Below are 25920 nucleotides of genomic sequence, written 5' to 3'. Positions count from 1 at the left end.
CGGGTTGCGCCCGGCAGGGGCATTGGAGAGACTGCCCACTCGCAAGGGGAGGGCGCGATGAGCTTCGAGACGACGAATTACAGGCCCACGCCATTGCCGGACCGGCGCGAGATGTCCGACGCGGCGATGATCGAGGCCGCCCGCGTGCATTTCGACGCGATGGCGACGCGCCACAGCGTGCGGGAATTCTGCGACCGCCCCGTGCCGCGCGAGGTGATCGAGACGGCGATCGCCACGGCCGGGCGTGCGCCCTCGGGCGCGAACCAGCAGCCTTGGCATTTCGTCGCGATCTCGGACCCGGACATGAAGTCGCGGATCCGCGCCGCGGCCGAGGAGGAAGAGCGCGCCTTCTACGGCGGTGGCGCGCCCGACGAATGGATCGCCGCGCTGGAGCCGATCGGCACCGGGGCCTCGAAGCCGCATCTCGAAGTGGCGCCCTGGCTTATCGTGGTCTTCGCGCAGCGCTGGGGCACCCGGTCCGACGGCTCGCGCTACAAGCACTACTACGTGCCCGAAAGCGTCGGCCTCGCCACCGGCTTCCTGATCGGCGCGCTGCATCTCTCGGGGCTCTCGGTGCTCACCCATACGCCGAGCCCGATGAAGTTCCTCACCGAGCTTTGCGACCGCCCGGTGGCCGAAAAACCGGTGATGATCCTCGCCGTCGGCCACCCCGCGGGTGACGCCACCGTGCCGGCGGCGGCATTGAACAAGAAACCGCTCGAAGAGATCCTGACGGTGATCGGGGCGCAGACGGAGACGACATGAAGACGATCAGCGAGAACACCTGTTTCGGGGGCGTGCAGGGGGTCTATTCCCATGCCAGCGAGGCGACCGGCACCGAGATGACCTTCGGGCTGTTCCTCCCGAGCGAGGCGCAGGAGGGGCCGGTGCCGGTGCTGTGGTTCCTCTCGGGTCTCACCTGCACCCACGAGAACGCGATGACCAAGTCGGGCGCGCAGCGCTGGGCCGCCGAACAGGGCATCGCGCTGGTGTTTCCCGACACCTCGCCCCGTGGAGCGGGTGTGGCCGACGATGACGGCTTCGACATGGGGCAGGGGGCGGGGTTCTACCTCAACGCCACCGAAGATCCTTGGGCCGAGCACTACCAGATGTGGGACTACGTGACCGAGGAACTACCCGGCCTGCTCGAAGGGCAGTTCGCCATCGACGAGGGGCGCCAGTCGATCACCGGCCATTCGATGGGCGGGCATGGCGCGCTGACCATGGCGATGCGGCTGCCGGGACGATACCGCTCGGTCTCGGCCTTCGCGCCGATCTGCCACCCGACGCAGAGCGAGTGGGGACGGCGGCAGTTCGCGGCCTATCTCGGCGAGGACGAGGCCGCCTGGGCGCGGCACGACGCGACCCTGCTGATGACCAAGACCGGCTTCGACGGGCCGCTTCTGGTGGACACTGGCACCGCCGACCAGTTCGGCGACAAGCTCGGTACCGAGCATTTCGCCCGCGCCATGGCCGAGCGGCGCCAGCCCGGCACGCTGCGGCTCCAGCGCGGCTACGACCACAGCTATTTCTTCGTGTCGTCCTTCATCGAGGACCATGTCGATTTCCACGCCGCGGCGCTCTGGTCATGATCTATGTCGATGCCGATGCCTGCCCGGTGAAGGCCGAATGCGAGACGGTGGGTACGCGCCACAAGGTCAAGGTGGCCATCGTCTCGAATGGCGGGCTGCGCCCGTCGCAGAACCCCTATGTCGAGACGGTGATCGTATCCGAGGGGCCGGACGTGGCCGACATGTGGATCGCCGACCGCGCCAAGGCGGGCGACGTGGTCATCACCAACGACATCCCGCTCGCCGCGAAATGCGTCGAGGCGGGGGCGCAGGTGCTCAAGCACAATGGCGAGCCACTGACGCAGGCCAATATCGGCAACGTGCTGGCGACGCGCGACCTGATGGCCGATCTGCGCGCCGCCGATCCGTTCCGGCAGGGCGGCGGCAAGGGCTTCACCAAATCCGACCGCTCGCGGTTTCTCGACGCGCTGGAGCGGGCCCTGCGCAAGGCCAAGACGGAAGGGATGGGTTCGTGAATATCGATGCGGTGGTCTTCGACATCGGCAACGTGCTGATCGAGTGGAACCCAGAGCGGGTCTATGACGCGGTGATCGAGCCCGAGCGGCGGGCCGAACTCTTCGCCGAGGTCGACCTGCACGGGATGAACGAGCGCGTCGATCTGGGCGAGAGCTTCCACGGGCAGGTCTCGGCTCTGGTCGAGGCACACCCGGAGCGCGCGGCCGAGATCATGCTTTGGCACGACCGCTGGATCGAGATGGCGAGCCCGGAGATCCCGCGCTCGGGGCGGCTTCTCAGGGCGCTGAAGGCGCGCGGCGTCCCGGTCTTCGCGCTGTCGAATTTCGGGGTCGAGACCTTCGAGATCGCCCGCGCCCATTACCCGGTCTTCGCCGAGTTCGACGCGCTCTTCGTTTCCGGGCACCTGCGCATGGCCAAGCCCGACGCGCCGATCTACGAGCGGCTGGAGCGCGACACCGGCATGGCGCCGGAGCGGCTCCTGTTCACCGACGACCGCGCCGACAACATCGCCGCTGCCCATGCGCGCGGCTGGCACACCCATCATTTCACCGGACCCGAGGGGCTGGCCGATAGGCTGGTGGCCGAGGGGCTGCTCAGCGAGGCGGAGGCCGCATGACCGAGATCGTCCCCTTCGAGGCCGAAGCGAAGCTCGACTGGATCGCCATGGCCCGCGCGATCGAGGCGGGGCACGACCTGCCGCCCGCTCAGGTCACCGACACCTTCCTCTACCGGGGCGAGGATACGCTGTTGAACCGCTCCGCCTGGATCGAGGGGCTGGGGATCGCGGTGAAGGTCGCGACGATCTTTCCGGGCAATGACGGCCCCAGCATCAATGGCGCGGTGAACCTGCTCTCGGATGCTGACGGCACGCTGGAGGCGGTGGTGGACTTCCACCTCGTCACCAAGTGGAAGACCGCCGCCGACAGCCTGCTAGGCGCGATGAAGCTCGCGCGGCCCGACAGCCGCGAGATCCTGATCGTCGGGGCAGGCAACGTCGCCTCGTCGCTGCGCGAGGCTTACGGGGCGGCCTTCCCCGAAGCCCGTTTCACGGTCTGGAACCGCTCGCGCGAGGGGGCGGAGCGGCTCAAGGCGCAGCATCCGGATATCGAGATCGCCGAGGATCTTGAGCGGGCCGTGGGCCAAGCTGATATCGTTACCTGCGCGACCATGGCGAAGGCGCCGGTGGTGCGGGGCGACTGGCTGCGCCCCGGCACGCATCTCGACCTGATCGGGGCCTTCACCCCGCATATGCGCGAGGCCGACGACCGGGCGTTGCAGCGGGCGCGGATCTTCGTCGATGCGCGCGCCACCACGCTCGACCATATCGGCGAGCTGAAGATCCCGCTGGGGACAGGTGCCATCGCGCGCGAGGATGTGGTGGCCGAGTTCTCGGAGCCGGAGCTGTTCCGGCGCGAGAGCGAGGAGGAGATCACGCTGTTCAAGAACGGCGGCGGCGCGCATCTCGACTTGATGGTTGCGCGCCACATCCTTGAGCGCTGGCGGTCGGCCTGAGCCGGGCTCGGGAGGCGGGACATCGACAGGTAATGAGATCGCCCCGCCGCCCGCATGAGCGGTCGGAGGCCGGGACGGCCTCGCCTAGTCGGCCAGCCCCGGCTCGTCCAGAAGCGTCCGGCCCGCGCGGTCCTCGACTTCGATCACCCACAGGTCGGGGTCGAAGCGTTTCTGCTTCTCGATGCTCGCATCGACCTCAGGCTCCGGCCCCTCGGCCAGCGTGATCCAAGCCCGAGCACCGGTCATCAGGTCGAGGCTGCGCTGGTGGAGCCGCGCCTGCCCGTCGAGCGTGTTGGACTTGATCAGCACCGCACCTGCCGTCTCGTCGCCCTTTGCGGTGACGAAGGCGGGGATGTCGTGCAGCCTGAGGCGGGCCAGATAGGCGGAAACCCAGATGCCCGAGGCAAGCCGCGGCTCAGCCATTCCCGTCGCGGAAATCGAGGCCCATCTCGGAATAGCGTTCCTTTTCCTCGAGCCAGTTCGGTCGCACCTTCACCTGCAGGAACAGGTGCACCTTGCGCCCGAGAAACTCCGCCAGCTCCTCGCGTGCGGCCTTGGAGACGGCCTTGATCGTCTCGCCGCCCTTGCCCAGAACGATGCCCTTGTGGCCCTCGCGGGCGACATAGATCATCTGGTCGATACGGGCCGAGCCGTCCTCGCGCTCCTGCCAACTCTCGGTTTCGACCGTGAGCTCGTAAGGCAGCTCTTGGTGCAGCCTGAGCGTCAGCTTTTCGCGCGTCATCTCGGCGGCGATCATCCGCAACGGCAGGTCGGCGAGCTGGTCCTCGGGATAAAGCCAGGGGCTTTCGGGCATTTCGGTGCCAAGCCATTCCTTCAGGTCGGCGGCACCGTGGCCGCGCTCGGCCGAGATCATGAAGGTCTTCACGAAGGGATGCGCGGCGTTGCAGTCCTGCGCGAGCTTCAGCAGCACCTCAGACTTCACCTTGTCGATCTTGTTGATGGCGAGCGCCACCGGCTTGCGACCGAGCCGCTCGGGCAGGGAGTCGAGGATCGCCCTCACGCCGTCGGTAATGCCGCGATGCGCCTCGATCAGCAGAACCACCATGTCGGCATCGGCAACACCGCTCCAGGCGGCGGCGACCATTGCGCGGTCGAGCCTGCGGCGCGGCCGGAACAGCCCCGGCGTGTCGACGAAGACGATCTGCGAGCGCCCCTCCATCGCGACGCCGCGGATGCGGGCGCGGGTGGTCTGCACCTTGTGAGTGACGATCGACACCTTGGCGCCGACCATGCGGTTCAACAGCGTCGATTTCCCGGCATTGGGCTCGCCGATCAGCGCCACATAGCCGGCGCGGGTCGGGCCGGCCTCGCCCTCCTGGTCGCCGCCGATCGGCGCGCCCGGCAGGCCATCCTCGTGCAGCGCCTCGGGCCCCCGAGCGGCGTCCGGGGTCTCGTCGCCTTCCGGCGTCTGATCTTGGTCGCTCATTCGCTCACCCGTTTCAAAAGCGCGGCTGCCGCCGCCTGTTCCGCCTGTCGTTTCGACCCGGCGGTGGCGTTCTCGCTGGCGCCGGAAGCCAGCCTGACCTCGATGGTGAAGACCGGCGCATGGTCCGGTCCCTCGCGGCCGGTCTCGGCATAGGCGGGGGGCGGCTCGCCGCGCGCCTGAGCCCATTCCTGAAGCGCCGTCTTGGGGTCGCGCGCATCTTCCTCGACCCGGTTCACCCGGTCGCCCCAGAGCCCGCGCACCACCCGCTTGGCCGCTTCGAAACCCGCATCGAGATAGACCGCGGCGATCACCGCCTCCATCGCGTCGGCGAGCAGCGCTTCCTTGCGGCGGCCACCGGACTTCATCTCGGAGCGTCCCAGCCGCAGCACCGCCCCGATCTCTATCTCCCGGGCCACCTCGGCGCAGGTCTCGCGGCGCACCAGCGCGTTGAAGCGCGGCGCGATCTGTCCTTCTGTGGCGTTCCGGTCCGCCTCGAGCAGCGCCTCGGCCATCACCAGGCCCAGCACCCGGTCGCCTAGGAATTCGAGCCGCTGGTTGTCGTCGCGCATCGGCCCGGAGATCGAGCCATGGGTGACGGCGCGCGACAGCAGCTCGGGCCGCGAAAACTCGTGCCCCAGCCGGGCCGCGAAGGCGCGGAGTTCAGCCGAAAGCTTCACTCGACCGCCTTGAAGAAGCGGTCGGAGCGCCAGGTCCAGAAGGCCAGCATCGAGCGTCCCGCCGAGGAGAACATGATCCGGTCGGCCCGGCCCACGAGATCCTCGAAGGGCACGAAGCCCACGCCGCGCGCGTTCTGCGGCACCCGGCTGTCGGTCGAGTTGTCGCGATTGTCGCCCATGAAGAACAGATGCCCCTCGGGAACGGTGTAGACGCCGGTATTGTCCGACGACTGGGTGGTAATGTCGAGGACGTCATGGCTGCGCCCGTTGGGCAGCGTCTCGGTATAGCGGGTCTTCTCGCAAATGGCTCCCATGCCGACCGCACCATTGCGACAGCGCGGCAGCAAGCCCTGCGGCCCCTGCCGCTCCATCACCTCGGTGAAGGTGCCGGCGGGCTCGAGGCCCACCGCCTCGTCATTGATGAAGAGCCGCCCATCGCGGACCTGGATCCGGTCGCCCGGCAGGCCGATCGCGCGCTTGATGAAATCCTCGCCGGTCACGGGATGGCGGAACACCACCACGTCGCCGCGCTCGGGGTATTCGCCCCAGAGCCGGTCATTGTCGCCCTTGGCCCAGCCGCAGACATCCTCGGCCGAGATGTCGATGCCGATCGAATCCAGCCGTACCGAGGGGCATGAGGCGTAAGAGTAGCCATAGGCCATCTTGTTGACGAAGAGGAAATCGCCGATCAGCAGCGTGTCCTTCATCGAACCCGAGGGAATCCAGAAGGGCTGGAAGAACAGGGTGCGGAAGATGCCCGCGATCAGCAGCGCCCAGAACACCGTTTTGACGGTTTCCCACACGCTGTGGACGAAGCCCTGCTTCTCGGTATCGGATCTGCTGGCCATGCGAAGGGTCCCTCGGGGTTTCGGGGCTACATGCGGGGGGCGGGGGGATTAGTCAAGGAAACCGCCAGAGGCGCCATCTAGCGTGCGCGAAACCGCAAGGCCAGCCCCAGCGCCGCCAGCGCGATCACGAGCGTGATCGCGGCACCCGCGACGAAGGCCGCGCCGACGGATACCGCCTCGGCCAGCGCCGCCCCGAGGAATGGCGCGATCAGCAGCGCCGCCATGTTCGCGGCCTCCGAGAGCGCCGAGACCCGGCCCACACCGCCCGCGCCCGCCCCCGACTGGATCAGCGCCCTGTAGGGTACGAGCGCCAGCGCCGACACCACGCCTGCCAGCGCGAACAACGCCAAAAGCAGCGGCAAGGGCGCGATCCAGCCCGCGATCTCGGCCAAGCCGATGCCGCCGAGAATCAGCGCCGAAGCGAGATTGCCCGCCGCGACGGTGCTGAAGGCGTCGGATGTGCCGCGCGTGCCACCCAGGAGCAGCCCGCCCAGAACACCACCGGTCCCGAGGGCGGCAAGGCACAGGCCGAGCGCCGTCGCGTCCTGCCCCAGCGCCTCGATCAACGGCGCGATCAGCGTGTCGTAGAAGAACATCGCGAAGAAGCCGAGCGCCATCAGCGTGATCGCGGCGCGCAGCACCGGGCTCTGGCGCACCAGCCGCATCCCTTCGGCAATGTCGTACAGGATCGGGCGCGGCGTCCGGGCCGCGCCCGGACGCTCGAACGGATCGAGACGCGACAGCACCATGCCCGCCAGCACCGAAACGGCGGCGTTGAAGGCGAAGACCCCTTGCGGGTCGAGAAAAGCCAGCATCGCGCCGCCCAGCGCGGGTGCGGCGATCTTGCTCGACTGATTGATCGAATGGCTGAGCCCGTTGGCAAAGACCAGATCGGCTTCCATGGTGCGGGCCTGCAGCGCCGCCTGCTTGGCGGGCGAGAAGAAGGCATCGGCGCAACCACGCGCGAAGATGATGGCGACGAGCACCTGCCAGTTCGGTGCGAGGATCAGCGCCGCCGTCGCCACCGCGCGGCCGATATTGGACCAGATCAGCACCCGGTTCAGATCGAGCCGGTCGACCAGCGCGCCGGCGAAGAGACCGACCGTCAGATAGGGCAGGCCCAGCCCCACCGCGAGCCACGCATAGGCATGGGTCGGCGCGGACCAGGTGAAGGTCAGAAGCGCGGTCACGGCGACGAAATCGAGCCAATCGGCGAAATCGGCGGGCAGCTGCGCGAGGAGAAGCGGTCCGAGACCGCGATTGCCCCCGATCCGTCTGCGCGTCGCCGCGAGCATCAATGCCCTGCGAGGGGCCGTGCCTCGATCACCACGAAGGCTTGGGCCCAAGGGTGGTCGTCGGTCAGCGTGACGTGGATGATCGCCTCGTGGCCCACGGGGGTCATCGCGTCGAGCCGTTCCCGGGCCCAGCCCGTCACCTCCATCACCGGTTGGCCGGTGCGAAGGTTCGACACCGCCATGTCCTTCCAGGCGATGCCCATGCGCAGGCCGGTGCCCAGCGCCTTGGAGCAGGCCTCCTTGGCGGCCCAGCGCTTGGCATAGGTGCCGGCCACGTCGCGGCGGCGCTCGGCCTTGGCCTGTTCGACTGGGGTGAAGACGCGATTGCGGAACCGGTCGCCGTGGCGTTCGAGGACGCCGGCGATGCGGTCGATATTCGCGAGGTCGGTGCCGATGCCTAGTATCATGGGCCTTGGGTAGCCGATGCCGGGAGGGCGGGCAATCTGTGTGGGGAGCGGGGGCGACGACGAAAAGCGCCGCCCCCGACGGGGACGGCGCTTTCGGAACCGAAAGGACGGTGGATCAGGCGGCGTGGCGCATCTTTTCGGAGCGCGCCTCGCTCAGCGCCTTTTCGACATCGGCACGCTGGGCGGCGAGGAAGGACCATTCCGGCTTGCCGGCGGTGGCCTCGATCGCCTCGTCATAGAGCTTCAGGAGCTGCTCTTCGCCGTTGATGATCTCGTCATAGACCGCCTCGTCGTCGCCGGTCAGCGAATCCTTAAGAGACAGCCAACCACGATGCGCGGCGGCGGCGGTGGAGCCGCTCTCGCTCACCTCGACGCCCTCGGCGCCAAGCTGACGATGGATCACGGTGTGGAACTGCTCGCGCTCGGCGATGCGGCGGTCGAAGAATCCGACGAAGCCGCGCTCGTCCTTCACTTCCTCGCGCGAGCGCTTGTAGCCGTCACGGCTGTCGATGACGCGGGTATGCAGTTTCTTGAGAGTGTCGAGATGGTCGGCCATGATGTCCTCCATGTCATGTTTTCGCCCGCAAGGGGCTTCGGGATAACAACGCCTCCCACCGATGATCGGTCCTGATTCGGTGAAAAAAATTGCCGTATCCATAGGTGTTTGAGGGCAAAAGAAAGCGTCCGGCCCGTGGCCGGACGCTCCCTTGAGGTCGTACTGTACGGATCAGCTGTCGGTCGCGTCCTCGACGGTCTCCTCGAGGTCGTCCTGCGCATCCTCGGCGGTTTCCTCGACGTTATCGAGGGCGTTCTCGCCAGCCTCGACCGTGTTCTCGGCGGCTTCCTCGGCGTTCTCCACCGTGTTCTCCGCCGCGTCCTCGGCCGCATCCGTTGCGTTGGTCATGTCACTGTCACTCAGGCCCGCGGTGTCGATGCCGTTCTCGGCGGCGGTCTCCTGATCGATCTCGCAGGCGCTCTCGTCGGTGCCCTTGATCTGCTGGGCGATCACGTTGGCGTCGACGTCGCAGACATTGGCGGCCACGCCCACCGGCACCTGAACGGTGTTGCCATCGACCGAGAGGTTGACGAGGCCTTCCTGCTGGCCGTTGCCCGACCCGCCATTCGAGCCGGTATCGATGCCGTTCGCGGCAGCGGTTTCCTGATCGATTTCGCAGGCGGTCTTGTCGGAGCCCACGAACTGGCCGGACAGCACGTTGACGTCGAGATCGCAGGCATTGGCCGCGACGCTCACCGGCACCTGCACGGTGTTGTCGTCCACGGATACGTTGACGAGGCCCTCCTGGCCCTGGGCAAAGGCACCCGACGCGGCGACGGTGAGGGCAGCGGCGGCGACGAGACTCTTGGACTTCATGAACATAATCGTTCCTTTCCTCCAGTATTCTGACCGGCCGGGGCAGTTAGGGGGGTGAGTGGGCCCCGGCGGTCTCGGAGGGCAGAACGGTTGCGACGGCGTCTCGTTCCTGCCGGTTTTTCAGGCAGCGCCGCGATGCGCTGTCATCTGGCAGAAAGTTGCCAAGGCCTTGGCGAAGACTTGCGAAAACCGGCCATTGCTTCGTGAAGGGGGAAATCGTGATAGCCCGGAGCGGGAACCCGTTCAGCGCAACACTCGCCGCGCAGCCTCCATCCGGCGACGCATTTCGGCGATGGCGGGCGATAGCCCGCGGAAGATCGCCTCGCCGATCAGGAAATGCCCGATGTTCAGTTCGCGGACTTCCGGCAGTCCGGCGATCGGCCCGACCGTGTCATAGGTCAGCCCGTGCCCGGCATGCACTTCGAGCCCGAGCGCATGGGCATGGGTCGCCATTTCGGTGATCTTCGCAAGCTCGGCGTCGCGCGTTGCGGTATCTCCGGCCGCATGGGCATCGCAATAGGCGCCGGTATGCAGCTCCACCACCTGCGCGCCGATCCGGGCAGCGGCGTCGATCTGCGGCCGGTCGGCGGCGATGAAGATCGATACCCGGCAGCCCGCCTCGCGCAGGGGCGCGATGAAATGCGCCAGCCGGTTCTCGTCCTTCGCGACTTCGAGCCCGCCTTCGGTGGTGCGCTCCTCGCGCTTTTCGGGAACGATGCAGACGGCGTGGGGCCGGTGCCGCAGCGCGATCGCCTGCATTTCGTCGGTGGCGGCCATTTCGAAGTTGAGCGGCACCTTCAGCGCCGCCACCAGCGCCTCGATATCCGCATCGGAGATGTGGCGGCGATCCTCGCGCAGATGCGCGGTGATGCCGTCGGCGCCCGCCTCCTCGGCGAGCTTCGCCGCGCGCACCGGGGAGGGGGTGTCGCCGCCGCGCGCGTTGCGCACCGTGGCCACGTGGTCGATGTTCACGCCGAGCCTGAGATCCGTCATCATCTGTCTCCTTTGGGGCGCAGACTAGTCCGGTCCCGCCGCCCCGTCAGCCGGGGCGGACGGGTTTTTTCCAAGCGCCTGCAGCTTGGCGCGCAGCTTGCGGCGGCGGCGGTTCTGGTAGGCCGAGATCACCGGCACGAAGAGCCAGTAGCAGGCGAAGGCTGAGATCAGCCCCGGCAGGATGCCCCCCACCAGATAGGGCAGGAACACGTCGTCATAGAACAGCGCCAGCCCCCGCCAATCGGCGCGATCGGGGCCGAACAGCGCCCCGAAATTGTGCCACAGATCCTGCCCGGCGGCACCGAACTTGCCCATCAGGGATGTCTCGATGTCGCGATGCGGCGGCCGGCCCATGATGAAATAGCCGGTCTGCAACGCCACCACGCCGATCGGCACATAGGTGAGCGGGTTGCCGAAGAAGGTACCGAGCAGCGCCGCCAGCATGTTGCCCCGGCCGATCTTGGCAAAGATCACGGCGATGATGAAATGCAGCCCGTAGAACGGGGTCCAGCTCGCCAGCACCCCGGCGAAGATGCCGCGCCCGATCTTCTCGGGCGTGTCGGGCAGGCGCTGCAACCGGTGCTTCACATAGCCGAAGGCGCGGCGCCAGCCGCCCCTCGGATAGAGCGCTTCGGCCACCGCGCGGCCTACCGACCGCCTGTCGCGCCGCTTGAAGACCACGCGCGCGCTCCCGCTCAGCCCCCGGCCGGGGCCGGGGAGTGGGTGTGGGGCAGGGCGCGCGACGGGTCGCGGTGCCGCTCGATCGAGGAGACGTGGCTTTCGGCCTCGAGCGCTGTCATCACCCGGTGCAGATGCTCGGCATCGCGCAGGTCGACATCGACGAGGATGCGGTAGAAGTCGGGCTTGCGGTCGAGGAAGGTCATGTCCGAGATGTTGGCCGACTGCTCGCCGATCAGCGTGCAGATCCGGCCCAGCACGCCGGCGTCGTTGGTGATCGTCAGGTCGAGGCTCACGGTGTTGACGGCGCCGTGGGTGCCGTCCTGCCAGCGCAGATCGACCCAGCGCTCGGGCTGTTCCTCGTAATGCGCCAGCGTCGGGCAGTCGATCGCGTGGATCACCACGCCCTGACCGCGGAAGGTGATGCCGACGATGCGTTCGCCCGGCACTGGCTGGCAGCAGGGCGCGCGGCGAAAGCTCTGCCCGGCGGCGAGGCCCGCGACGGCGCGCTCCTGCGCGACCTCCTGGGTGTCGCCGCGCGCGGCCAGCTCGGGATAGAGCGCCTGCACCACCTCGCGGGTGGTGATGTCGGCCGAGCCCAACCGCGCCAGAAGCTCGGTGGCGCTCTCCAGCCCCATCGTCCTGGCCGCGGTCCGAAGCGCCTTGTCGGTGGCGCGGCGGCCCACGTTCTCGAAGGCCACGCGCACCAGTTCGGAGCCGAGCTTCACGAAGCGCTCGCGGTCCTCCTCGCGCAAGGACCGGCGGATCGCGGCCTTGGCGCGGCCTGTGACCGCGATCTCGATCCAGCTCGCCTGCGGGCGCTGCCCGTCGGCGGTGATGATCTCGACCGACTGGCCGTTCTTCAGCCGGGTCCAGAGCGGCACGCGCAGCCCGTCGACCTTGGCACCGACGCAGGCCGAGCCGATCCGGGTGTGGATCGCGAAGGCGAAGTCGATCGGCGTGGCGCCGCGCGGCAGCTTGATGACCTCGCCCTTGGGCGTGAAGCAGAACACCTGGTCCTGGTACATCTCGAGCTTCACGGCCTCGAGGAAATCCTCGTCGTCATGCCCCGTTTCCAACCGCTCGGTCAGCTGCGCGATCCAGCGCGCCGGGTCGACCGCGAAGCGGTTCTCGACCCGCAGGCCGTCGCGGTAGGACCAATGCGCGGCCACCCCGGTCTCGGCGACCTCGTGCATCTCGCGGGTGCGGATCTGCACCTCGACCCGCTTGCCGTCGCGCCCCGAGACGGTGGTGTGGATCGAGCGGTAGCCGTTGGATTTCGGCTGGCTGATGTAATCCTTGAACCGGCCCGGCACGGCGCGCCAGCGCTGGTGGATCACGCCGAGCACGCGGTAGGCGTCGGCCTCGTTGTCGGTGATGACGCGAAAGCCGTAGATGTCGGAGAGCCGCGAGAAGCCCTGATCCTTCTCCTGCATCTTGCGCCAGATCGAGTAGGGCTTCTTGGCACGACCGAACAGGTCGGCCTTGATGCCGGCGCGATCGAGCTCGAGCCGCATGTCGGAGGTGATCCGCTCGACGACGTCGCCGGCCTCCTTCTGGAGCATGATGAAGCGGCGGATGATCGAGTTGCGCGCCTCGGGGTTGAGCACCTGGAAGGACAGGTCCTCGAGCTCCTCGCGCATCCACTGCATGCCCATCCGGCCTGCCAGCGGCGCGTAGATCTCCATCGTCTCGCGCGCTTTCTGGGCCTGTTTCTCGGGCCGCATCGAGCGGATCGTGCGCATGTTGTGGAGCCGGTCGGCAAGCTTGACCAGCGTCACTCGCAGGTCGCGCGAGGTCGCCATGAACAGCTTGCGGAAGTTCTCGGCCTGCTTGGTGCGGGTCGAGGAGAGCTGCAGGTTGGTCAGCTTGGTGACGCCATCGACCAACTCGGCGATCTCGCGGCCAAAGCGCTTGGAGACCTCCGAGAACGAGGCGCGGGTGTCCTCGATCGTATCGTGCAGAAGTGCCGTGACGATGGTGGCATCGTCCATCTGCTGCTTGGCGAGGATCACCGCCACGGCGACCGGATGCATGAAATAGGGCTCGCCCGACTTGCGGAACTGCCCTTCATGCATCTCTTCGCCGAAGGCATAGGCGTCGCGGATCAACGCGTCGCGGGTGGCCGGGTTGTAACTGCGGACCAGAGCGATCAGCTCGTCTGCGGATGTCATCTGGGCGTCCTACCCCCCGGCCTGGTGCGGGCTGCGATCAGCCCTCTTTCTGGACCTGCATCAGCTCGCGCAGCAGGCGCTCTTCGCTCATGTCGTCCTGCGCCGGCTTGTCGGCTTCCTGGCTCATCAGAAGCGACATCGAATCGGCCTCGGGCTCGTCGACCTCGATCTGGGTCTGGTGCGCCTCGATCATCCGCTCGCGCAGATCATCGGCCTGTTGGGTCTCGTCGGCGATCTCGCGCAGCGCCACGACGGGGTTCTTGTCGTTGTCGCGGGCGACCGTGAGCGGCGCGCCGGAGGTGATTTCGCGGGCGCGATGCGCGGCGAGCATCACCAGCTCGAACCGGTTCGGAACCTTGTCAACGCAATCTTCGACTGTCACGCGGGCCATCGGACGACTCCCATCTCGGGTTGGGCAAAGGGCGGCCGCACGCGGAATCGCGCGGCACGGCCTCGAAAGCGCACGCATACAGCGCCGGGCGGCGGAACACAAGGTGGGGCAGGGGCGGGGCGGGGCGGACGGCCCGGTTCAGCCCAGCGGCTCCAGCCCCTCGCGCGCGGCGGGCGGCAACGCATCGCGCATCGCCAACACGTCGAAGCCGGTAACAGGGTGGCGCCAGTCCGGCGCGACCTCCGACAGCGGCAGCAGTACGAAGCCGCGATCCTGCAACCTCGGATGCGGCAGGACCAACCGGTCGGGCGCCTCGCGGGCCTGACGGTCGAGCGGCAGGTCGCGCCAGAGCGACCAGCCGGCGAGGTCGGGGCAGAGCAGATCGCCGAGTGCCAGGAGGTCGAGATCAAGGCTGCGCGGTCCCCAGCGAGTGCGCCGCTCGCGGCCGAACTCGGCTTCGATCTCATGCAATGCCGCAAGCAGCGCCTCGGCGCCGAGCTCTGTCTCGATCGCCGTCGCCGCGTTGACGAAGTCCGGCCCGCTGCCCACCGGGAAAGCCGGGCTACGCCACAGGCGGCTGTGCCGCGCACCGGTGCCGAGGGCCTCGATCCGTGCCATGGCGGCGCGCAGCGTCGCTTCCGGCACCCCCGCGGGCGAGGCGGCGTTGGCGCCCAGCGCGATCAGCGCCCGCTGCCCACCGGGCGAGGTGTCGATATGTGTATCTTGCGCCATTCGCTTGATTTTCCCAGACAAAGAGGGGCAGGAGTGCGGAAGGTCCGACAAGAGATCGATCCGGCAAGCTTCGGCGATATTTTATCAAGGAATTTTCCACAATGTTTTATCGGGACGAAAGACTGGCCCTGTTCATCGACGGCGCCAATCTGCATGCCACCGGCAAGGCGCTGGGATTCGATATCGACTACAAGCTGCTGCGGCAGGAGTTCCTGCGGCGGGGTCGGTTGATCCGGGCCTACTACTATACCGCGCTGCTCGATGGCGATGAGTATTCGCCGATCCGGCCACTGGTCGACTGGCTGCAATACAATGGCTTCGCGATGCGCACCAAGCCCGCGCGGGAGTTCACCGACGCGCAGGGGCGGCGCAAGATCAAGGGCAACATGGATGTGGAGCTGACGGTCGATGCGCTCGACCTCGCGGATCGCATCGACCATGCGGTGCTCTTCTCCGGCGACGGCGATTTCCGGGCGCTGGCCGAGGCGTTGCAGCGCCGCGGCGTGCGGGTTTCGGTGGTGTCGTCGATCCGCTCGACCCCGCCGATGATCGCCGACGAACTGCGCCGCCAGGCCGACAATTTCATCGAGCTCGAGGAGCTGCGCGAGGTGATCGGCCGGGCGCCGCGCCAGAACGGTGCGGCGGCCGCGAACGAGGAGTGAGCCGCCGCGCGGGTGTGCCGCCGGGGTGGCCGCTGGACCTCGGGCGTCGGAAGGCTTAGCTGTGCGGCATCGCAATCCACCGGCCAGCGCGCCCCGGAGGCCCCCGATGCCCGAGACCACCCTGCCGCCCCTGACGCTCCATCTGGCCGCGCCGCGCGGCTTTTGCGCCGGCGTCGACCGCGCCATTAAGATCGTCGAGATGGCGCTCGAGAAATGGGGGGCGCCGGTCTATGTGCGCCACGAGATCGTGCACAACCGCTTCGTGGTCGATGACCTGCGCGCCAAGGGGGCGGTCTTCGTCGAGGAACTGGACGAGGCGCCCGATGACCGGCCGGTGATCTTCTCGGCGCATGGCGTGGCGAAATCGGTACCGGCCGAGGCGGCGCGGCGCGAGATGATCGCGGTCGACGCGACCTGCCCGCTGGTGACTAAGGTTCATAACGAGGCGGCGCGGCACGCGGCCGAGGGGCTGCAGATGATCATGATCGGTCATGCGGGCCACCCCGAGACCATCGGCACGATGGGCCAGCTTCCCGAGGGCGAGGTGCTGCTGGTCGAAACCGAGGCCGATGTCGCCACCGTCGCCGTGCGCGATCCCGAGCGGCTCGCCTTCGTCACCCAGACCACCCTGTCTGTCGATGATACCGCCGGTATCGTCGCGGCGCTCAAGGCGCGCTTTCCAGCGATCAAGGGACCCGGAAAAGAGGACATCTGCTACGCCACCACCAACCGGCAGGAAGCGGTGAAGGCGATGGCGCCCCAGTGCGACGCGCTGCTCGTGGTGGGCGCGCCGAACTCATCGAACTCCAAGCGGCTGGTCGAAGTCGCGGCCAAGGCGGGCTGCGGCTACGCGCAGCTGGTGCAGCGCGCCACCGAGATCGATTGGCGCGCGCTGGATGGCATCCGTTCGCTCGGCCTCACGGCCGGGGCGAGTGCGCCCGAGGTGCTGGTGCAGGAGGTGATCGATGCCTTCCGCGCCCGCTTCGACGTCACCGTTAAGCTGGTCGAGACAGCGCAGGAAAACGTCGAGTTCAAGGTGCCCCGCATCCTGCGCGAACCTGCGTGATCCCGCGCGCGGCCCTGCTCCTCGGGCTCGCAGGGGTGCTTCCCTTCGCTTGGGGCACCCTGACGACGTGGTTTCCCGGTCTCGTGCCGGGCTGGCTGCCGCAACGGTTGGTCGGACCCTACGTCCAAGTGTTTTATGGCAGCGTGATCCTGAGCTTCATGTCCGGCGTGCTGTGGGGCTTTGCGACCAGGGCCAGCGGCCGCGCCGCTGCCATTGGCTATGCCGTCTCGACCCTCCCTGCGCTCTGGGTCGCCTTTCTCGTCGGTGGCGGCTGGGAGCGGTCGAGCCTGGTGCTGATCGCCGGCTTTCTTGGCCTTCTTGCGCTCGATGCGGGCTTCCAGAAACATGGCCTCGCGCCGGCCTGGTGGCTGCGCTTGCGGCTGCTGCTCACCGGTCTCGTCGTGATCTGTCTGGCGCTGCCACTGCTCTGAAAGTGCCCCATGGGGTTCATCTTTCCTCAAATACGCAAATCCCCCGGCTGGCGGCGGGCACCACTTTCGGCGTCTCGCGTGCGGCTGGTGTCGGATCTGCGTATTTGAAGAAAGATGAATGGGAAGGGGCGCGCTCGGAAGCCCGCCCCTCGTGAACTTACTGCTGCTCGGTCTGGGTGCCGGATTTCGACTTGGCCTTGCCGAGATCGGGCTTCTGGCCCAGCGGTTCGGGCTTGTCCTTCTTCGAGAAGGTGCCGCGCCCGTCGAGCGAGGGGCCGGAGGTCCAGCGGCCCTCGGGGGTCGGCTCGTCGAGCGAGGTGTTGAGGAAGTAGTAGCTGTGCTCGGTCGCCTCGTGCTCCTCGGGGGTCGAGTTCGGGATCGGCAGCGCCTTTTCCCAGCCACCCAGCTCCTCGATCACCGCCAGCCACTGCTGCTGGTGCATCGTGTCGCGCGCGATCAGGAAGGACAGCATGTCCTTCATGCCGGCATCGTCGGTCATGTTGTAGAGCCGCGAGGCCAGTACCCGGCCACCGGATTCAGCGGTGGCATTGGCCATCATGTCGGCGGCGAGGTTGCCGGTGGCATAGACATGGCTCATGTCGAACGGCACGCCGTTGGCGTTCACCGGCATCGCCGAAAGGCCCGAGCTGAGGATGTGGCGCGGGTTCATGCCCCCCAGGATCGCGTGCACGACGGGGTCCTTCGCGGCCTCGTCCTGTACCTCGACCGGCGCGCCTTCGAGGTTCAGCGCCACGGCATGGCCGAGAAACTCGATATGGCTCAGTTCCTCGGTCGCGGTCATCATCAGCATGTCGCGGTACTTGCTGTCGCCGCGCGCGCCCATCGCCTGGAAGAAGTACTGCATGGCCACGCGAATCTCGCCCTCGACGCCGCCGATCGCCTGCTGAAGATATTTGGCGAAGGCCGGTGAGGGCTTGTCGACGCGCACTTGGTACTGAAGCTTGGAGGAGTGGTGGAACATGGGAAGGGCTCCGCATTCGGTTAAGTCACCCTGTTTGAACATCCTCACCCGGGAGGCGAGTTCCGCATGGTACGTTGCCGGACGGCGGAGCTTCGCTTAAAGGGAACGCCCCCGACCCCCTGACCAAGGACGCCCTCATGGCCAAGATCTTCGCCTTCACCGACGGCGCCTGCTCGGGCAATCCCGGCCCCGGCGGCTGGGGCGCGCTGCTGCAGGCCAAGGACGGCGACACAGTCACCAAGGAGCGCGAGCTCAAGGGCGGCGAGGCGATGACCACCAACAACCGCATGGAGCTGATGGCGGCGATCGCGGCGCTCGAGGCGCTGGGCAAGCCCTCCAAGCTTACCGTCGTGACCGACAGTGCCTATGTGAAGGGGGGCATCACCGAGTGGATGGCGGGATGGAAGCGCAAGGGCTGGCGGACCTCGACCGGCAAGCCGGTGAAGAACGAGGACCTGTGGCGCCGGCTCGACGAGGCGGCGGCGCGGCACGACGTGACCTGGACCTGGGTCAAGGGTCATGCCGGCCATCCCGAGAACGAGCGCGCCGACGAGCTGGCCCGCGCCGGCATGGCGCCGTTCAAGCCGGGCCGCGCTCGCGCGTGATCCGCGCATGATCGAGTGGCGCGAGGAGGGCGCGCTCCTGCGGGTGCGCCGCCATGGCGAGGGATCGGCCATCGTCGAGGTGTTCACCCGCGGCCACGGGCTGCATGCGGGCGTGGTTCGTGGCGGCGGCTCGCGCCGCATCGCGCCGCTGCTGCAGCCCGGCGCGCAGCTCGACCTCACCTGGAAGGCGCGATTGGGCGAGCATCTGGGCAATTTCACCTTCGAGCCGCTGCGCTCGCGCGCCGCGCAGGTGATGGAGGACCGGCTGGCGCTGGCCGGGCTCAACGCGGTCGCGGCGCTGCTGGTCAGCGTGCTGCCCGAGCGCGACCCACACCCGCCGCTTTACGACCGGACCATGGCGCTTCTGGATCTGCTGGGCGAGAGCGAGCTCTGGCCGCTGGCCTACCTGCACTGGGAAATGGCGCTCCTGGAGGAGATGGGCTTCGCACTCGACCTCACGCGCTGCGCGGTCACTGGCGAGACCGAGGGGCTGGAACTGGTCAGCCCGAAATCGGGCCGCGCCGTAAGCCGGGCGGGGGCGGGGGCCTGGGCCGCGAAGCTGCTGCCGCTGCCGCCGGTGCTGCGCGGCGAGGGCGAGGCCGGACCGCAGGACATCGTCGCGGCGCTGGGCACCACCGGCTGGTTCATCGAGCACCGGCTGCTGCCGGGGTCCGGCGACCGGCCGCTGCCCCCCGCGCGCGGCCGGCTGATCGAGGCGATCGCACGAAACGGATGACGGCGCGGTTCCGCCGCCGCGTGCGTTTGGTCCCGATGCGACATCGCGATGTCGCGTCCGGCACAGCCGGAACGGGAGCGGCGGGCGCAAGGAGGAAGTGTCTGCCGTCGATGCGAGTCGCCTCATGGTCACCCCCCGCGCCCCGATCTTCCTTACCCATTCGCCGACGCCACGCGTCGAGGATTTCGCAAGGCTGGCGGCGCTGGAGGCCGGGGTGCGGGGCATCCTGCTCTCGGTGATGCCGCTGGCGCTCTACCGCGCCTTCGGCGACGCCGCGCTGGTGAGCGTGATCTACTTCGCGGTAGGGATCTCGTCGCTTTGCGGCGGGCTGCTGCTGCCTTGGGTGAACAGGCGCGTGCCGCGGCGCTGGCTGTTCACCGGGGTCGGGCTGTTCTACGGGCTGGGCACCGGGCTCGCCCTGACCGGGCGGCCCGGGCTGCTGGCGCTGGGGCTCGCGTCGAACGCGCTGGCGACGGTGCTGTGGATGGTCTGCTTCAATGCCTATGTGCTCGATCACATCGCGCGCAGCGATCTGGGGCGCAACGAATCGACGCGGCTGGTCTACTCGGCTGCGTCGTGGATGGTCGGTCCGGCGCTGGGGGTGATCCTGCTGGACTGGTGGTACCCGGCGCCATTCCTGCTGGCGGGCGCGATGGCGCTCGCGGTGGTGGCCGCGTTCTGGCGGATGCGGCTCGGCAATGGCCGGCAGATCGTCCGGGCCCGGGGACCGGCGCCGAACCCGCTGGCGTTTCTCGGACGCTTCGGCGCGCAGCCGCGCCTCGTGGCGGGCTGGCTCTTCGCGGTGATCCGCTCCTGTGGCTGGTGGGTCTACATCGTCTACCTGCCGATCTTTTGCATCGAACAGGGCTTGGGCGACCGGCTCGGCGGGGTGATGCTGTCGCTGTCGAACGCGCTGCTGTTCACCACGCCGCTGATGTTGCGACTGGTGCAGCGCACCAGCGTCCGCTTCGCGGTGCGCGGCAGCTTCGCCGTCGCGGCGGCACTATTCGTCGCGGCGACGCTGCTTTCCGGCGCGCCATGGGCGGCGCTTGCCGCCCTGATGGCAGGATCGGTCTGCCTGGTGATGCTCGACGTCTGTGCCGGGCTGCCCTTCCTAATGGCGGTAAAGCCGTCAGAGCGCACCGAGATGGCCGCGGTCTATGCGAGCTTTCGCGACGTATCGGGCATCCTCACCCCGGCGGTGGCCGGGCTGGTGCTGACCGTGGCGCCGGTGGCGGGGGTGTTCGCGGCCTGCGGCGCCGGCATGGCCGCGGCCTCGGCCATTGCGGCCAAGCTGCACCCGCGGCTCGGCGCGCCGCGTCCCCTTGCCGTCTGAGCGGCGCCGGGCCACAGGGGCAGCATCGCAACCCCCGGAGAGCGCATGCTTCCCTTCGCCGAGCTGATGCCGCCGCAGCTGCTGCTGCTTTCCGTCCTCGTGGGCTTCGGCGCGGGCATCGTGAAGGGCATGGTGGGGTTCGCCATGCCGATGATCATGATCTCGGCCATGTCGCTGTTCCTGCCGCCCGAGCTGGCGCTCGCGGCGCTGATCGCGCCGACGCTGGTGACCAACGGCATGCAGGCGCTGCGGCAGGGCAGCCGCGCGGCGGCGTCGACGGTAAAGCGCTTCCGAGTCTACCTGATCGTCGGGGGCGTGATGCTGGCAATCAGCGCGCAGCTGGTGCGGGTGCTGTCGGCCGAGGCGCTGTTCTTGCTGATCGGCGCGCCGGTCTCGGCCTTCGCGCTGCTGCAGCTGTCGGGATGGAAGCCGAAGCTCCCCGAGAAGACCAACGGCATCGAAGCGCTGATCGGCGGCTTTTCGGGCTTCGTGGGCGGGGTGTCGGGGGTCTGGGGGCCGCCAACGGTGGCCTATCTCACCGCGATCGACACGCCCAAGGGCGATTCGATCCGGGTGCAGGGGGTAATCTACGGCCTCGGCGCGCTGGCGCTATCGGGCGCGCATCTGCAATCGGGGGTGCTCAACGGTGCGACATTGCCGTTTTCGCTGTTCATGATCGTCCCCGCCGTGGCGGGAATGATGCTGGGCGGGCTGGTGCATGACCGGATCGACCAGCAGGCGTTCCGCCGGGTGACGCTGGCGGTGCTGCTGATCGCCGGGCTGAACCTCGTGCGGCGCGCGGTCTTCTGAAGGGTTCGGCTCACAGTGTTCTGAGGCGTAGGGTCCGCCCTGCCTCCAAGCCGGCGCGCCCGACGTCAGATCACGAAGACCCGGTTCGGATGCAGCTCGGGCCCCATCACTCGGCCCACCGCCACGGCCCGACCCTCATGCGCAGCCCAGGCCTCTTCGCCGTAGTCGAGCCCCGAGGCGATCACCGGAGCCGGGTTGCCGTTCCTGAGGCGCCCCGCCGCTTCGGCCGAGCAGGTGACGCGCGGCAGATCGGCCAGCCCGTCCTCGAGCGGGCGCAGGAAGCGGTCGAGTGCTTCGGACTTTGCCTCGGCCTCGATCTGCTCGAGCGTCACGCCCTCGGCTGCCGTGAATGGCCCCGACCAGATCCGGCGCAGCTCGCGCACATGGCCGAGGCAGCCGAGCTTCTCGCCCAGATCGCGGGCGATCGAGCGGACATAGCCACCCTTGCCGCAGACCATCTCCAGCTTCGCGTGATCGGTATCGGGCCGCTCCAGCAGGATCAGGCTCTCGACCCAGAGCGGGCGGGCGGCAAGCTCGACCTCCTCGCCGGCGCGGGCCTTGGCATAGGCGCGCTGGCCGTCGATCTTCACCGCCGAAAAGGCGGGCGGCACCTGCTCGATGTCGCCGACGAAGCCGTGCAGCGCCTCCTTGATCTCGGCATCCGAAGGGCGCGCGTCGGAGCGGGCGATCACCTCGCCCTCGGCATCGTCGGTGTTGGTGGCGGCGCCGAAGGTCACGGTGAACTCGTAGGCCTTCAGCGCGTCGGTGATGAAGGGCACGGTCTTGGTCGCCTCGCCCAGCGCCACGGCGAGCACGCCGGTGGCGTCGGGGTCGAGCGTGCCGGCATGGCCCGCCTTCTTGGCGTCGAAGGCCCATTTGACCTTGTTGACGACCGCCGTGGAGGTCATGCCCGCGGGCTTGTCCACCACCAGCCAACCCGAGATGTCGCGGCCCTTGCGCTTGCGTGCCATGCGGCCCTCCTGATGCCTGCGTGCGAGGCGCGCGGCCTAGCCGTCGGGACGTGCCTCGTCAACGGGGGCCAGCACCCCGACGATCGGACCCATCGCGAAGCCGAAATCCGAGCGGCCCAGTCCCGGCGCGTGCAACCGGCTGACATTGCCGTCGAAATAAAGCGCCTGCGGCAGCTCCAGATGGTCGCGGAAGAACGAGCCGAACTCGTGGAAGGTCACCGGCTGGTTGGCGATGGCGAAAACGGCGCGATCACCGGAATCGGTAGTGCCGACGCCGTTGCGGATGTTGCGCGAGGTGCTGTCGGGCAGAAACCGCGGGTGCAGTTCGCCGTCGATCACCAGCATCGGCCCCGATTGCGTGGCGTAGCGGCATTCGGGCGCCTCGCGCTCGTAGCGCAGGGTTTCGATCGCCTGCGCCGTGTCGTCGTTGATGCAGAACACGCCGTTGGGCAGCATGCCGAAATTGCCGGGCCCGGCATTGGTGACGAGGCGCATCACCTCTTCGCCATTCTCGAGATACTGTCCCACCGGGCGGCGATCGGGGTGATACATGCCGGCGTTCATCGCGAAGACCAGCGCCTCGCCGTCGATCTCGCGGTCGATCGCCTGAAAGCTGCCATAGAGGCCGCCATTGCCATCGGTGAGGAACAGCCGCAGGTCGTCACTCGCCGGATCGACCTCGCAGATCGTGTAGGACAGGCCCTCGTAATCGACGTCCTCGCAGGCCGCCGCCTGCGACGGCACCGGCAGGGCGCAGGCCGCGCCGAGACCAAGGGTGGCCAGCGCCAGACGGGGGATCATTCCCCGTCCCCCTCCGTCGCGTCGCGCGCGGCTTCGACGTCGCGGCGGACCTTCTCGTCCGAGAGCAGGCGGCGCGTCTCGTCCATCCGGTCGAAGGTGCGGTCGATCTCGAATTTCAGGTCCGGCGCGTGCTTGAGCTTCATGGTCCGGGCCAGCTGATGCCGGATCTCGGGCTTGGCACGGCGCAGCGCGTCCAGCATCACCGTCTCGTCGCCGCCGCCCAGCGGCAGCACGAAGCAGGTGGCGCGCTTCAGGTCGGGCGTGGCCCGGACCTCGCCCACGGTGATCGACATCGCCGACAGCTCGGGTTCGTGCAGGTCGCCACGGCTCAGCAGCTCGGAGAGGCTGCGGCGGATCAGTTCGCCCACGCGCAGCTGGCGCTGCGACGGGCCACGGGGTTCGGAGGCGCGGGTTTTGCTCATGCCGCACCATCTAGTCTCCGCGACCGGGCTTGCCAAGCGGGCGCGGCGCGGGCGAGGAAGGGGCGGCACAGCAAGGGAACGGACGCATGACCGAGACGGCACCGGGAATCGTGATCATGGGAGCGGCGGGCCGGATGGGCCGGATGCTCGTGCAGGCCGTCTGCGACAGCGACCGGGCGCGGCTCGCCGGCGCGGTGGTGCGCGCGGGCCATGACTGGGTGGGCCAGGATGTCGGCCATGCCATGGGCGGGCCCGCGATGGGCGTCACCGTCTCGGACGATCCGCTCGAGGCGATGGCGCGCGCGCAGGCGGTGATCGACTTCACCACCCCCGAAACCACGCTGGACGTTGCGCATCTCGCGGCGCAGGCCCGCGCGGTGCACGTGATCGGCACCACCGGCTTCGACGCAGGCCAGATCGAGCGGCTGGTCCCGGCGGCGCGGCATTCGGTGCAGGTGCGCGCCGGCAACATGAGCCTCGGCGTGAACCTCCTGACCGGCCTGACCAAGATGGTCGCGGCGGCGCTGGAGGAGGGCTGGGACATCGAGGTGGTCGAGGCGCATCACAACCGCAAGGCCGATGCCCCCTCCGGCACCGCCCTGATGCTGGGCGAGGCGGCAGCCGAGGGGCGCGGCGTCAAGCTGTCGGAGGTCGCCGATCGGGGCCGCGACGGCATCACCGGCGCGCGGGTCGAGGGGCGTATCGGCTTTTCGGCGATTCGCGGCGGCGACATCGTCGGCGAGCATGACGTGATCTTCGCCGGTCAGGGTGAGCGCATCGTGCTGCGCCACATGGCGACCGACCGGATGATCTTCGCCCGCGGCGCGGTGCGGGCCGCGCTCTGGGGGCAGGGGCGCTCGCCCGGTCATTACGACATGATCGACGTGCTGGGCCTCGATCGCTGAGCAATTAGAAGCCGCGCCGTCAGAAGTCGATGGCGAGGCCCTGCTTTTCCCAGTCGCCATAGCGCACCGGCTCGGGGCCGTCACGGCCGCCGAGCTCGGTCGGCAGCTTCGACGCGGCATCGAGCGCTGCGCGCCGGGCGCGGGCTTCCTCCAGCGCCCGCCGCGCGGCGGGCGGCAGGTCGGCGGGCATGTCGGGGGTCGGGCTGTCGTCGGCCATGGCGGCTCTCCTCGGGGGCGGCGCTTGTGCGGCGGATGCTTGGGATATACGTGCTGACGCGTCTCCAACAAGCCCCGGACCCGTCATGACCCAAGCTCGCGCCACGTCCCCCAACGACGGCATCGCCGCGCGCCGCGCGGCCCTGCATCTCATCGAGCAGGCGACGGGCGCGCAGCGACTGCTGTCGGAGAGCATCGCCGCCGGGGCGTTGGAGCGGTTGTCGCCCCCCGATCGCGCCCGCGCCCAGCGTCTTGCCACCCAGGTGCTGCGGCAGTTGCCGCGCGCCGACCGGGCGCTCAAGCCGTTTCTCGTGAAACAACCGCCGCTCGCGGTGCGCAACGCGCTGCGCCTCGGCGCGGTCGAGATCATGGAGGGCGCCGCGGCCCATGGCGTCGTCAACGCCATGGTGCAGATCATGTCCAAGGGCAAACGCACCCAGAGCTACAAGGGCCTCGTCAACGCGGTACTGCGCAAGATCGGCGAGCAGCCGGGCGAGGCATGGGCCAAGCTGCCGGCGCCGAAGCTGCCGAACTGGCTGCGCGGTCCGCTGGTCGAGGCCTGGGGCCGCAAGCCGGTCGAGGCGATGGAGGCGGTGCAGGCGCAGCTCCCGCCGCTCGATCTGACCGCGAAAGGCGACGCGGCAGCACTGGCCGCGACGCTGGGTGGCGAACTGCTGCCCACCGGCTCGGTCCGGCTGCGAGAGGCCGGGCAGGTCTCGGCGCTGCCGGGCTTCGCCGCGGGCGATTGGTGGGTGCAGGACGCCGCCGCCGCGGTGGCGGCGCGCGTGCTCGATGCGCGGCCGGGCGAGCGGGTTCTCGACCTGTGCGCCGCACCGGGCGGCAAGACGATGCAGCTCGCTGCGACCGGCGCCGATGTCACGGCGCTCGACCTCTCTGAGGCGCGGCTGGCGCGGCTGCGCGAGAATCTCGACCGCACCGGGCTTGCGGCGCGCGTGGTGCAGGCCGACGCGCTGGAGTTCGACGAGACCGGCTTCGATGCGATCCTTCTGGACGCACCCTGTTCGGCGACCGGCACGATCCGCCGCCACCCGGACCTTCCGCATGCCAAGGACGGCTCGGAGTTCGGGGCGCTGATCGCGCTGCAGGCGGAGATGATCGATCACGCGCTGGGGCTCTTGAAGCCCGGCGGGCGGCTGGTCTTCTGCACCTGCTCGCTGCTGCCCGACGAGGGCGAAGTGCAGGTCGAGGAGGCGCTGGCCCGGCATCCGGGGCTGGTCAACGACCGCGAGGTTCTGGCCCGACCCGGCATCGCGCCGGACTGGATCGGGCCGGAGGGGCTGCGGCTCAGGCCGGATTTCTGGGCCGAGCGAGGCGGCATGGACGGCTTCTTCATCGCCTGCCTGCGACCGGGCGCGCGCGACGGGTGACAAGCGCGGGGTCCC

General features: G+C 68.7%; 32 protein-coding genes. 14 read left to right on the top strand and 18 right to left on the bottom strand.

Features of this window, described 5'->3' with window-relative positions:
* The first annotated feature begins 57 nt into the window (after window positions 1-57).
* From LOS8367_RS03550 to LOS8367_RS03530, 5 genes are read left to right on the top strand one after another with little or no spacing between them, the layout of a single operon-like run.
* Window positions 58-765, top strand: a complete 708-nt coding sequence (locus LOS8367_RS03550; RefSeq protein ID WP_085895077.1) for a nitroreductase family protein — start codon at window positions 58-60, stop codon at window positions 763-765.
* Window positions 762-1592: an S-formylglutathione hydrolase gene (gene fghA, locus LOS8367_RS03545; protein WP_085895076.1), complete on the top strand. Its 831-nt coding sequence runs from the start codon at window positions 762-764 to the stop codon at window positions 1590-1592. The genes LOS8367_RS03550 and fghA overlap by 4 nt, the downstream gene beginning before the upstream one ends.
* The gene (locus LOS8367_RS03540) at window positions 1589-2047 is read left to right on the top strand and encodes a YaiI/YqxD family protein (RefSeq protein ID WP_207569214.1); all 459 of its coding nucleotides are present in this window, start codon (window positions 1589-1591) and stop codon (window positions 2045-2047) included. The genes fghA and LOS8367_RS03540 overlap by 4 nt, the downstream gene beginning before the upstream one ends.
* Entirely contained in the window at window positions 2044-2664 is a 621-nt protein-coding gene (locus LOS8367_RS03535) for an HAD family hydrolase (protein ID WP_085895075.1), read from the top strand. The genes LOS8367_RS03540 and LOS8367_RS03535 overlap by 4 nt, the downstream gene beginning before the upstream one ends.
* A complete protein-coding gene (locus tag LOS8367_RS03530; RefSeq protein ID WP_085895074.1) occupies window positions 2661-3560 on the top strand; it encodes an ornithine cyclodeaminase family protein in 900 nt (299 codons plus the stop codon). The genes LOS8367_RS03535 and LOS8367_RS03530 overlap by 4 nt, the downstream gene beginning before the upstream one ends.
* A gap of 84 nt (window positions 3561-3644) precedes the next feature.
* Here the strand turns inward: LOS8367_RS03530 and LOS8367_RS03525 are convergent, their stop codons facing one another.
* From LOS8367_RS03525 to folK, 13 genes are all read right to left on the bottom strand, one after another.
* A complete protein-coding gene (locus LOS8367_RS03525) occupies window positions 3645-3983 on the bottom strand; it encodes a DUF1491 family protein (protein WP_085895073.1) in 339 nt (112 codons plus the stop codon).
* Window positions 3976-5007: a GTPase Era gene (era, locus tag LOS8367_RS03520; RefSeq protein WP_085895072.1), complete on the bottom strand. Its 1032-nt coding sequence runs from the start codon at window positions 5005-5007 to the stop codon at window positions 3976-3978. The genes LOS8367_RS03525 and era overlap by 8 nt, the downstream gene beginning before the upstream one ends.
* Window positions 5004-5684: a ribonuclease III gene (gene rnc / locus LOS8367_RS03515; RefSeq protein WP_085895071.1), complete on the bottom strand. Its 681-nt coding sequence runs from the start codon at window positions 5682-5684 to the stop codon at window positions 5004-5006. Before rnc ends, era begins: the two co-directional genes overlap by 4 nt.
* Window positions 5681-6532, bottom strand: a complete 852-nt coding sequence (gene lepB, locus LOS8367_RS03510) for a signal peptidase I (protein ID WP_085895070.1) — start codon at window positions 6530-6532, stop codon at window positions 5681-5683. The genes rnc and lepB overlap by 4 nt, the downstream gene beginning before the upstream one ends.
* Before the next feature lie 77 nt (window positions 6533-6609).
* The gene (locus LOS8367_RS03505; RefSeq protein WP_085895069.1) at window positions 6610-7827 is read right to left on the bottom strand and encodes an MFS transporter; all 1218 of its coding nucleotides are present in this window, start codon (window positions 7825-7827) and stop codon (window positions 6610-6612) included.
* Window positions 7827-8234 (bottom strand): holo-ACP synthase, encoded by a 408-nt coding sequence (gene acpS / locus LOS8367_RS03500; RefSeq protein WP_085895068.1) that lies wholly within the window; start codon window positions 8232-8234, stop codon window positions 7827-7829. Before acpS ends, LOS8367_RS03505 begins: the two co-directional genes overlap by 1 nt.
* A gap of 115 nt (window positions 8235-8349) precedes the next feature.
* Window positions 8350-8790 carry a PA2169 family four-helix-bundle protein gene (locus tag LOS8367_RS03495; RefSeq protein WP_085895450.1) on the bottom strand — a complete coding sequence of 147 codons (441 nt, stop codon included), beginning with the start codon at window positions 8788-8790 and terminating at the stop codon, window positions 8350-8352.
* Between the two features lie 171 nt (window positions 8791-8961).
* A complete protein-coding gene (locus LOS8367_RS03490) occupies window positions 8962-9606 on the bottom strand; it encodes a hypothetical protein (protein WP_133056279.1) in 645 nt (214 codons plus the stop codon).
* A 243-nt stretch (window positions 9607-9849) separates the two neighbouring features.
* A complete protein-coding gene (locus LOS8367_RS03485; protein ID WP_085895449.1) occupies window positions 9850-10599 on the bottom strand; it encodes a pyridoxine 5'-phosphate synthase in 750 nt (249 codons plus the stop codon).
* 24 nt (window positions 10600-10623) lie between these two features.
* Window positions 10624-11280, bottom strand: a complete 657-nt coding sequence (locus LOS8367_RS03480) for a DUF2062 domain-containing protein (protein WP_085895066.1) — start codon at window positions 11278-11280, stop codon at window positions 10624-10626.
* A 14-nt stretch (window positions 11281-11294) separates the two neighbouring features.
* Window positions 11295-13451 (bottom strand): RelA/SpoT family protein, encoded by a 2157-nt coding sequence (locus LOS8367_RS03475; protein WP_085895065.1) that lies wholly within the window; start codon window positions 13449-13451, stop codon window positions 11295-11297.
* A gap of 37 nt (window positions 13452-13488) precedes the next feature.
* Window positions 13489-13842 (bottom strand): DNA-directed RNA polymerase subunit omega, encoded by a 354-nt coding sequence (rpoZ, locus tag LOS8367_RS03470; RefSeq protein ID WP_021692332.1) that lies wholly within the window; start codon window positions 13840-13842, stop codon window positions 13489-13491.
* A gap of 138 nt (window positions 13843-13980) precedes the next feature.
* Window positions 13981-14574: a 2-amino-4-hydroxy-6-hydroxymethyldihydropteridine diphosphokinase gene (gene folK, locus LOS8367_RS03465; RefSeq protein ID WP_085895064.1), complete on the bottom strand. Its 594-nt coding sequence runs from the start codon at window positions 14572-14574 to the stop codon at window positions 13981-13983.
* Between the two features lie 101 nt (window positions 14575-14675).
* On the opposite strand from folK, the gene LOS8367_RS03460 reads away from it, so the two are divergent.
* The 3 genes from LOS8367_RS03460 (at window position 14676) to LOS8367_RS03450 (ending at window position 16733) form a co-directional block, all read left to right on the top strand.
* Complete coding sequence (locus LOS8367_RS03460) at window positions 14676-15236, top strand: LabA-like NYN domain-containing protein (RefSeq protein WP_085895063.1); 561 nt, start codon at window positions 14676-14678, stop codon at window positions 15234-15236.
* 106 nt (window positions 15237-15342) lie between these two features.
* Complete coding sequence (gene ispH, locus LOS8367_RS03455) at window positions 15343-16302, top strand: 4-hydroxy-3-methylbut-2-enyl diphosphate reductase (protein WP_085895062.1); 960 nt, start codon at window positions 15343-15345, stop codon at window positions 16300-16302.
* The gene (locus tag LOS8367_RS03450; RefSeq protein ID WP_085895061.1) at window positions 16299-16733 is read left to right on the top strand and encodes a DUF3429 domain-containing protein; all 435 of its coding nucleotides are present in this window, start codon (window positions 16299-16301) and stop codon (window positions 16731-16733) included. The genes ispH and LOS8367_RS03450 overlap by 4 nt, the downstream gene beginning before the upstream one ends.
* Before the next feature lie 157 nt (window positions 16734-16890).
* On the opposite strand, the gene LOS8367_RS03445 is transcribed toward LOS8367_RS03450, so the two are convergent.
* Entirely contained in the window at window positions 16891-17715 is an 825-nt protein-coding gene (locus LOS8367_RS03445; RefSeq protein ID WP_085895060.1) for a manganese catalase family protein, read from the bottom strand.
* 137 nt (window positions 17716-17852) lie between these two features.
* On the opposite strand from LOS8367_RS03445, the gene rnhA reads away from it, so the two are divergent.
* The 4 genes from rnhA to LOS8367_RS03425 all read left to right on the top strand — a co-directional run bounded on the left by rnhA (window position 17853) and on the right by LOS8367_RS03425 (window position 21202).
* The gene (gene rnhA, locus LOS8367_RS03440) at window positions 17853-18320 is read left to right on the top strand and encodes a ribonuclease HI (protein ID WP_085895059.1); all 468 of its coding nucleotides are present in this window, start codon (window positions 17853-17855) and stop codon (window positions 18318-18320) included.
* Window positions 18321-18327: 7 nt separating this feature from the next.
* Window positions 18328-19056: a DNA repair protein RecO gene (gene recO / locus LOS8367_RS03435; RefSeq protein ID WP_207569213.1), complete on the top strand. Its 729-nt coding sequence runs from the start codon at window positions 18328-18330 to the stop codon at window positions 19054-19056.
* A gap of 124 nt (window positions 19057-19180) precedes the next feature.
* A complete protein-coding gene (locus LOS8367_RS03430) occupies window positions 19181-20392 on the top strand; it encodes an MFS transporter (RefSeq protein ID WP_085895058.1) in 1212 nt (403 codons plus the stop codon).
* 45 nt (window positions 20393-20437) lie between these two features.
* Window positions 20438-21202, top strand: a complete 765-nt coding sequence (locus tag LOS8367_RS03425; protein ID WP_085895057.1) for a sulfite exporter TauE/SafE family protein — start codon at window positions 20438-20440, stop codon at window positions 21200-21202.
* A gap of 65 nt (window positions 21203-21267) precedes the next feature.
* On the opposite strand, the gene truB is transcribed toward LOS8367_RS03425, so the two are convergent.
* Genes truB through rbfA form a run of 3 tightly spaced genes read right to left on the bottom strand, consistent with a single transcriptional unit; the run spans window position 21268 to window position 23396 of the window.
* Window positions 21268-22173: a tRNA pseudouridine(55) synthase TruB gene (gene truB, locus LOS8367_RS03420; RefSeq protein WP_085895056.1), complete on the bottom strand. Its 906-nt coding sequence runs from the start codon at window positions 22171-22173 to the stop codon at window positions 21268-21270.
* A 36-nt stretch (window positions 22174-22209) separates the two neighbouring features.
* Window positions 22210-22974, bottom strand: a complete 765-nt coding sequence (locus LOS8367_RS03415; protein WP_085895055.1) for a phosphodiester glycosidase family protein — start codon at window positions 22972-22974, stop codon at window positions 22210-22212.
* Window positions 22971-23396: a 30S ribosome-binding factor RbfA gene (gene rbfA / locus LOS8367_RS03410; protein ID WP_085895054.1), complete on the bottom strand. Its 426-nt coding sequence runs from the start codon at window positions 23394-23396 to the stop codon at window positions 22971-22973. The genes LOS8367_RS03415 and rbfA overlap by 4 nt, the downstream gene beginning before the upstream one ends.
* Before the next feature lie 86 nt (window positions 23397-23482).
* Between rbfA and dapB the strand changes: the two genes are divergently transcribed.
* Window positions 23483-24301, top strand: coding sequence for a 4-hydroxy-tetrahydrodipicolinate reductase (gene dapB, locus LOS8367_RS03405; protein ID WP_085895053.1), 819 nt, complete (start codon window positions 23483-23485; stop codon window positions 24299-24301).
* Window positions 24302-24320: 19 nt separating this feature from the next.
* Here the strand turns inward: dapB and LOS8367_RS03400 are convergent, their stop codons facing one another.
* Window positions 24321-24518, bottom strand: coding sequence for a DUF1674 domain-containing protein (locus LOS8367_RS03400; RefSeq protein ID WP_085895052.1), 198 nt, complete (start codon window positions 24516-24518; stop codon window positions 24321-24323).
* 85 nt (window positions 24519-24603) lie between these two features.
* Between LOS8367_RS03400 and LOS8367_RS03395 the strand changes: the two genes are divergently transcribed.
* On the top strand, window positions 24604-25905 hold the full coding sequence (locus LOS8367_RS03395) for an RsmB/NOP family class I SAM-dependent RNA methyltransferase (protein WP_085895051.1): 1302 nt from the start codon (window positions 24604-24606) through the stop codon (window positions 25903-25905).
* Window positions 25906-25920: the final 15 nt, after the last annotated feature.

The organism is Limimaricola soesokkakensis (assembly GCF_900172345.1).
Classification (GTDB): Bacteria; Pseudomonadota; Alphaproteobacteria; order Rhodobacterales; family Rhodobacteraceae; genus Limimaricola; species Limimaricola soesokkakensis.
This window is presented reverse-complemented; position numbering and strand designations above follow the sequence as displayed.

What these genes read in the sequence shown, in the direction of transcription:
- LOS8367_RS03550 (WP_085895077.1), top strand. Translation starts at nt 58, where the DNA reads ATGAGCTTCGAGACGACGAATTACAGGCCCACGCCATTGCCGGACCGG.
- fghA (WP_085895076.1), top strand. Translation starts at nt 762, where the DNA reads ATGAAGACGATCAGCGAGAACACCTGTTTCGGGGGCGTGCAGGGGGTC.
- LOS8367_RS03540 (WP_207569214.1), top strand. Translation starts at nt 1,589, where the DNA reads ATGATCTATGTCGATGCCGATGCCTGCCCGGTGAAGGCCGAATGCGAG.
- LOS8367_RS03530 (WP_085895074.1), top strand. Translation starts at nt 2,661, where the DNA reads ATGACCGAGATCGTCCCCTTCGAGGCCGAAGCGAAGCTCGACTGGATC.
- LOS8367_RS03525 (WP_085895073.1), bottom strand. Translation starts at nt 3,983, where the DNA reads ATGGCTGAGCCGCGGCTTGCCTCGGGCATCTGGGTTTCCGCCTATCTG.
- era (WP_085895072.1), bottom strand. Translation starts at nt 5,007, where the DNA reads ATGAGCGACCAAGATCAGACGCCGGAAGGCGACGAGACCCCGGACGCC.
- lepB (WP_085895070.1), bottom strand. Translation starts at nt 6,532, where the DNA reads ATGGCCAGCAGATCCGATACCGAGAAGCAGGGCTTCGTCCACAGCGTG.
- LOS8367_RS03505 (WP_085895069.1), bottom strand. Translation starts at nt 7,827, where the DNA reads ATGCTCGCGGCGACGCGCAGACGGATCGGGGGCAATCGCGGTCTCGGA.
- acpS (WP_085895068.1), bottom strand. Translation starts at nt 8,234, where the DNA reads ATGATACTAGGCATCGGCACCGACCTCGCGAATATCGACCGCATCGCC.
- LOS8367_RS03495 (WP_085895450.1), bottom strand. Translation starts at nt 8,790, where the DNA reads ATGGCCGACCATCTCGACACTCTCAAGAAACTGCATACCCGCGTCATC.
- LOS8367_RS03490 (WP_133056279.1), bottom strand. Translation starts at nt 9,606, where the DNA reads ATGAAGTCCAAGAGTCTCGTCGCCGCCGCTGCCCTCACCGTCGCCGCG.
- LOS8367_RS03485 (WP_085895449.1), bottom strand. Translation starts at nt 10,599, where the DNA reads ATGACGGATCTCAGGCTCGGCGTGAACATCGACCACGTGGCCACGGTG.
- LOS8367_RS03475 (WP_085895065.1), bottom strand. Translation starts at nt 13,451, where the DNA reads ATGACATCCGCAGACGAGCTGATCGCTCTGGTCCGCAGTTACAACCCG.
- rpoZ (WP_021692332.1), bottom strand. Translation starts at nt 13,842, where the DNA reads ATGGCCCGCGTGACAGTCGAAGATTGCGTTGACAAGGTTCCGAACCGG.
- folK (WP_085895064.1), bottom strand. Translation starts at nt 14,574, where the DNA reads ATGGCGCAAGATACACATATCGACACCTCGCCCGGTGGGCAGCGGGCG.
- LOS8367_RS03460 (WP_085895063.1), top strand. Translation starts at nt 14,676, where the DNA reads ATGTTTTATCGGGACGAAAGACTGGCCCTGTTCATCGACGGCGCCAAT.
- ispH (WP_085895062.1), top strand. Translation starts at nt 15,343, where the DNA reads ATGCCCGAGACCACCCTGCCGCCCCTGACGCTCCATCTGGCCGCGCCG.
- LOS8367_RS03445 (WP_085895060.1), bottom strand. Translation starts at nt 17,715, where the DNA reads ATGTTCCACCACTCCTCCAAGCTTCAGTACCAAGTGCGCGTCGACAAG.
- rnhA (WP_085895059.1), top strand. Translation starts at nt 17,853, where the DNA reads ATGGCCAAGATCTTCGCCTTCACCGACGGCGCCTGCTCGGGCAATCCC.
- recO (WP_207569213.1), top strand. Translation starts at nt 18,328, where the DNA reads ATGATCGAGTGGCGCGAGGAGGGCGCGCTCCTGCGGGTGCGCCGCCAT.
- LOS8367_RS03430 (WP_085895058.1), top strand. Translation starts at nt 19,181, where the DNA reads ATGGTCACCCCCCGCGCCCCGATCTTCCTTACCCATTCGCCGACGCCA.
- LOS8367_RS03425 (WP_085895057.1), top strand. Translation starts at nt 20,438, where the DNA reads ATGCTTCCCTTCGCCGAGCTGATGCCGCCGCAGCTGCTGCTGCTTTCC.
- truB (WP_085895056.1), bottom strand. Translation starts at nt 22,173, where the DNA reads ATGGCACGCAAGCGCAAGGGCCGCGACATCTCGGGTTGGCTGGTGGTG.
- LOS8367_RS03415 (WP_085895055.1), bottom strand. Translation starts at nt 22,974, where the DNA reads ATGATCCCCCGTCTGGCGCTGGCCACCCTTGGTCTCGGCGCGGCCTGC.
- rbfA (WP_085895054.1), bottom strand. Translation starts at nt 23,396, where the DNA reads ATGAGCAAAACCCGCGCCTCCGAACCCCGTGGCCCGTCGCAGCGCCAG.
- dapB (WP_085895053.1), top strand. Translation starts at nt 23,483, where the DNA reads ATGACCGAGACGGCACCGGGAATCGTGATCATGGGAGCGGCGGGCCGG.
- LOS8367_RS03400 (WP_085895052.1), bottom strand. Translation starts at nt 24,518, where the DNA reads ATGGCCGACGACAGCCCGACCCCCGACATGCCCGCCGACCTGCCGCCC.
- LOS8367_RS03395 (WP_085895051.1), top strand. Translation starts at nt 24,604, where the DNA reads ATGACCCAAGCTCGCGCCACGTCCCCCAACGACGGCATCGCCGCGCGC.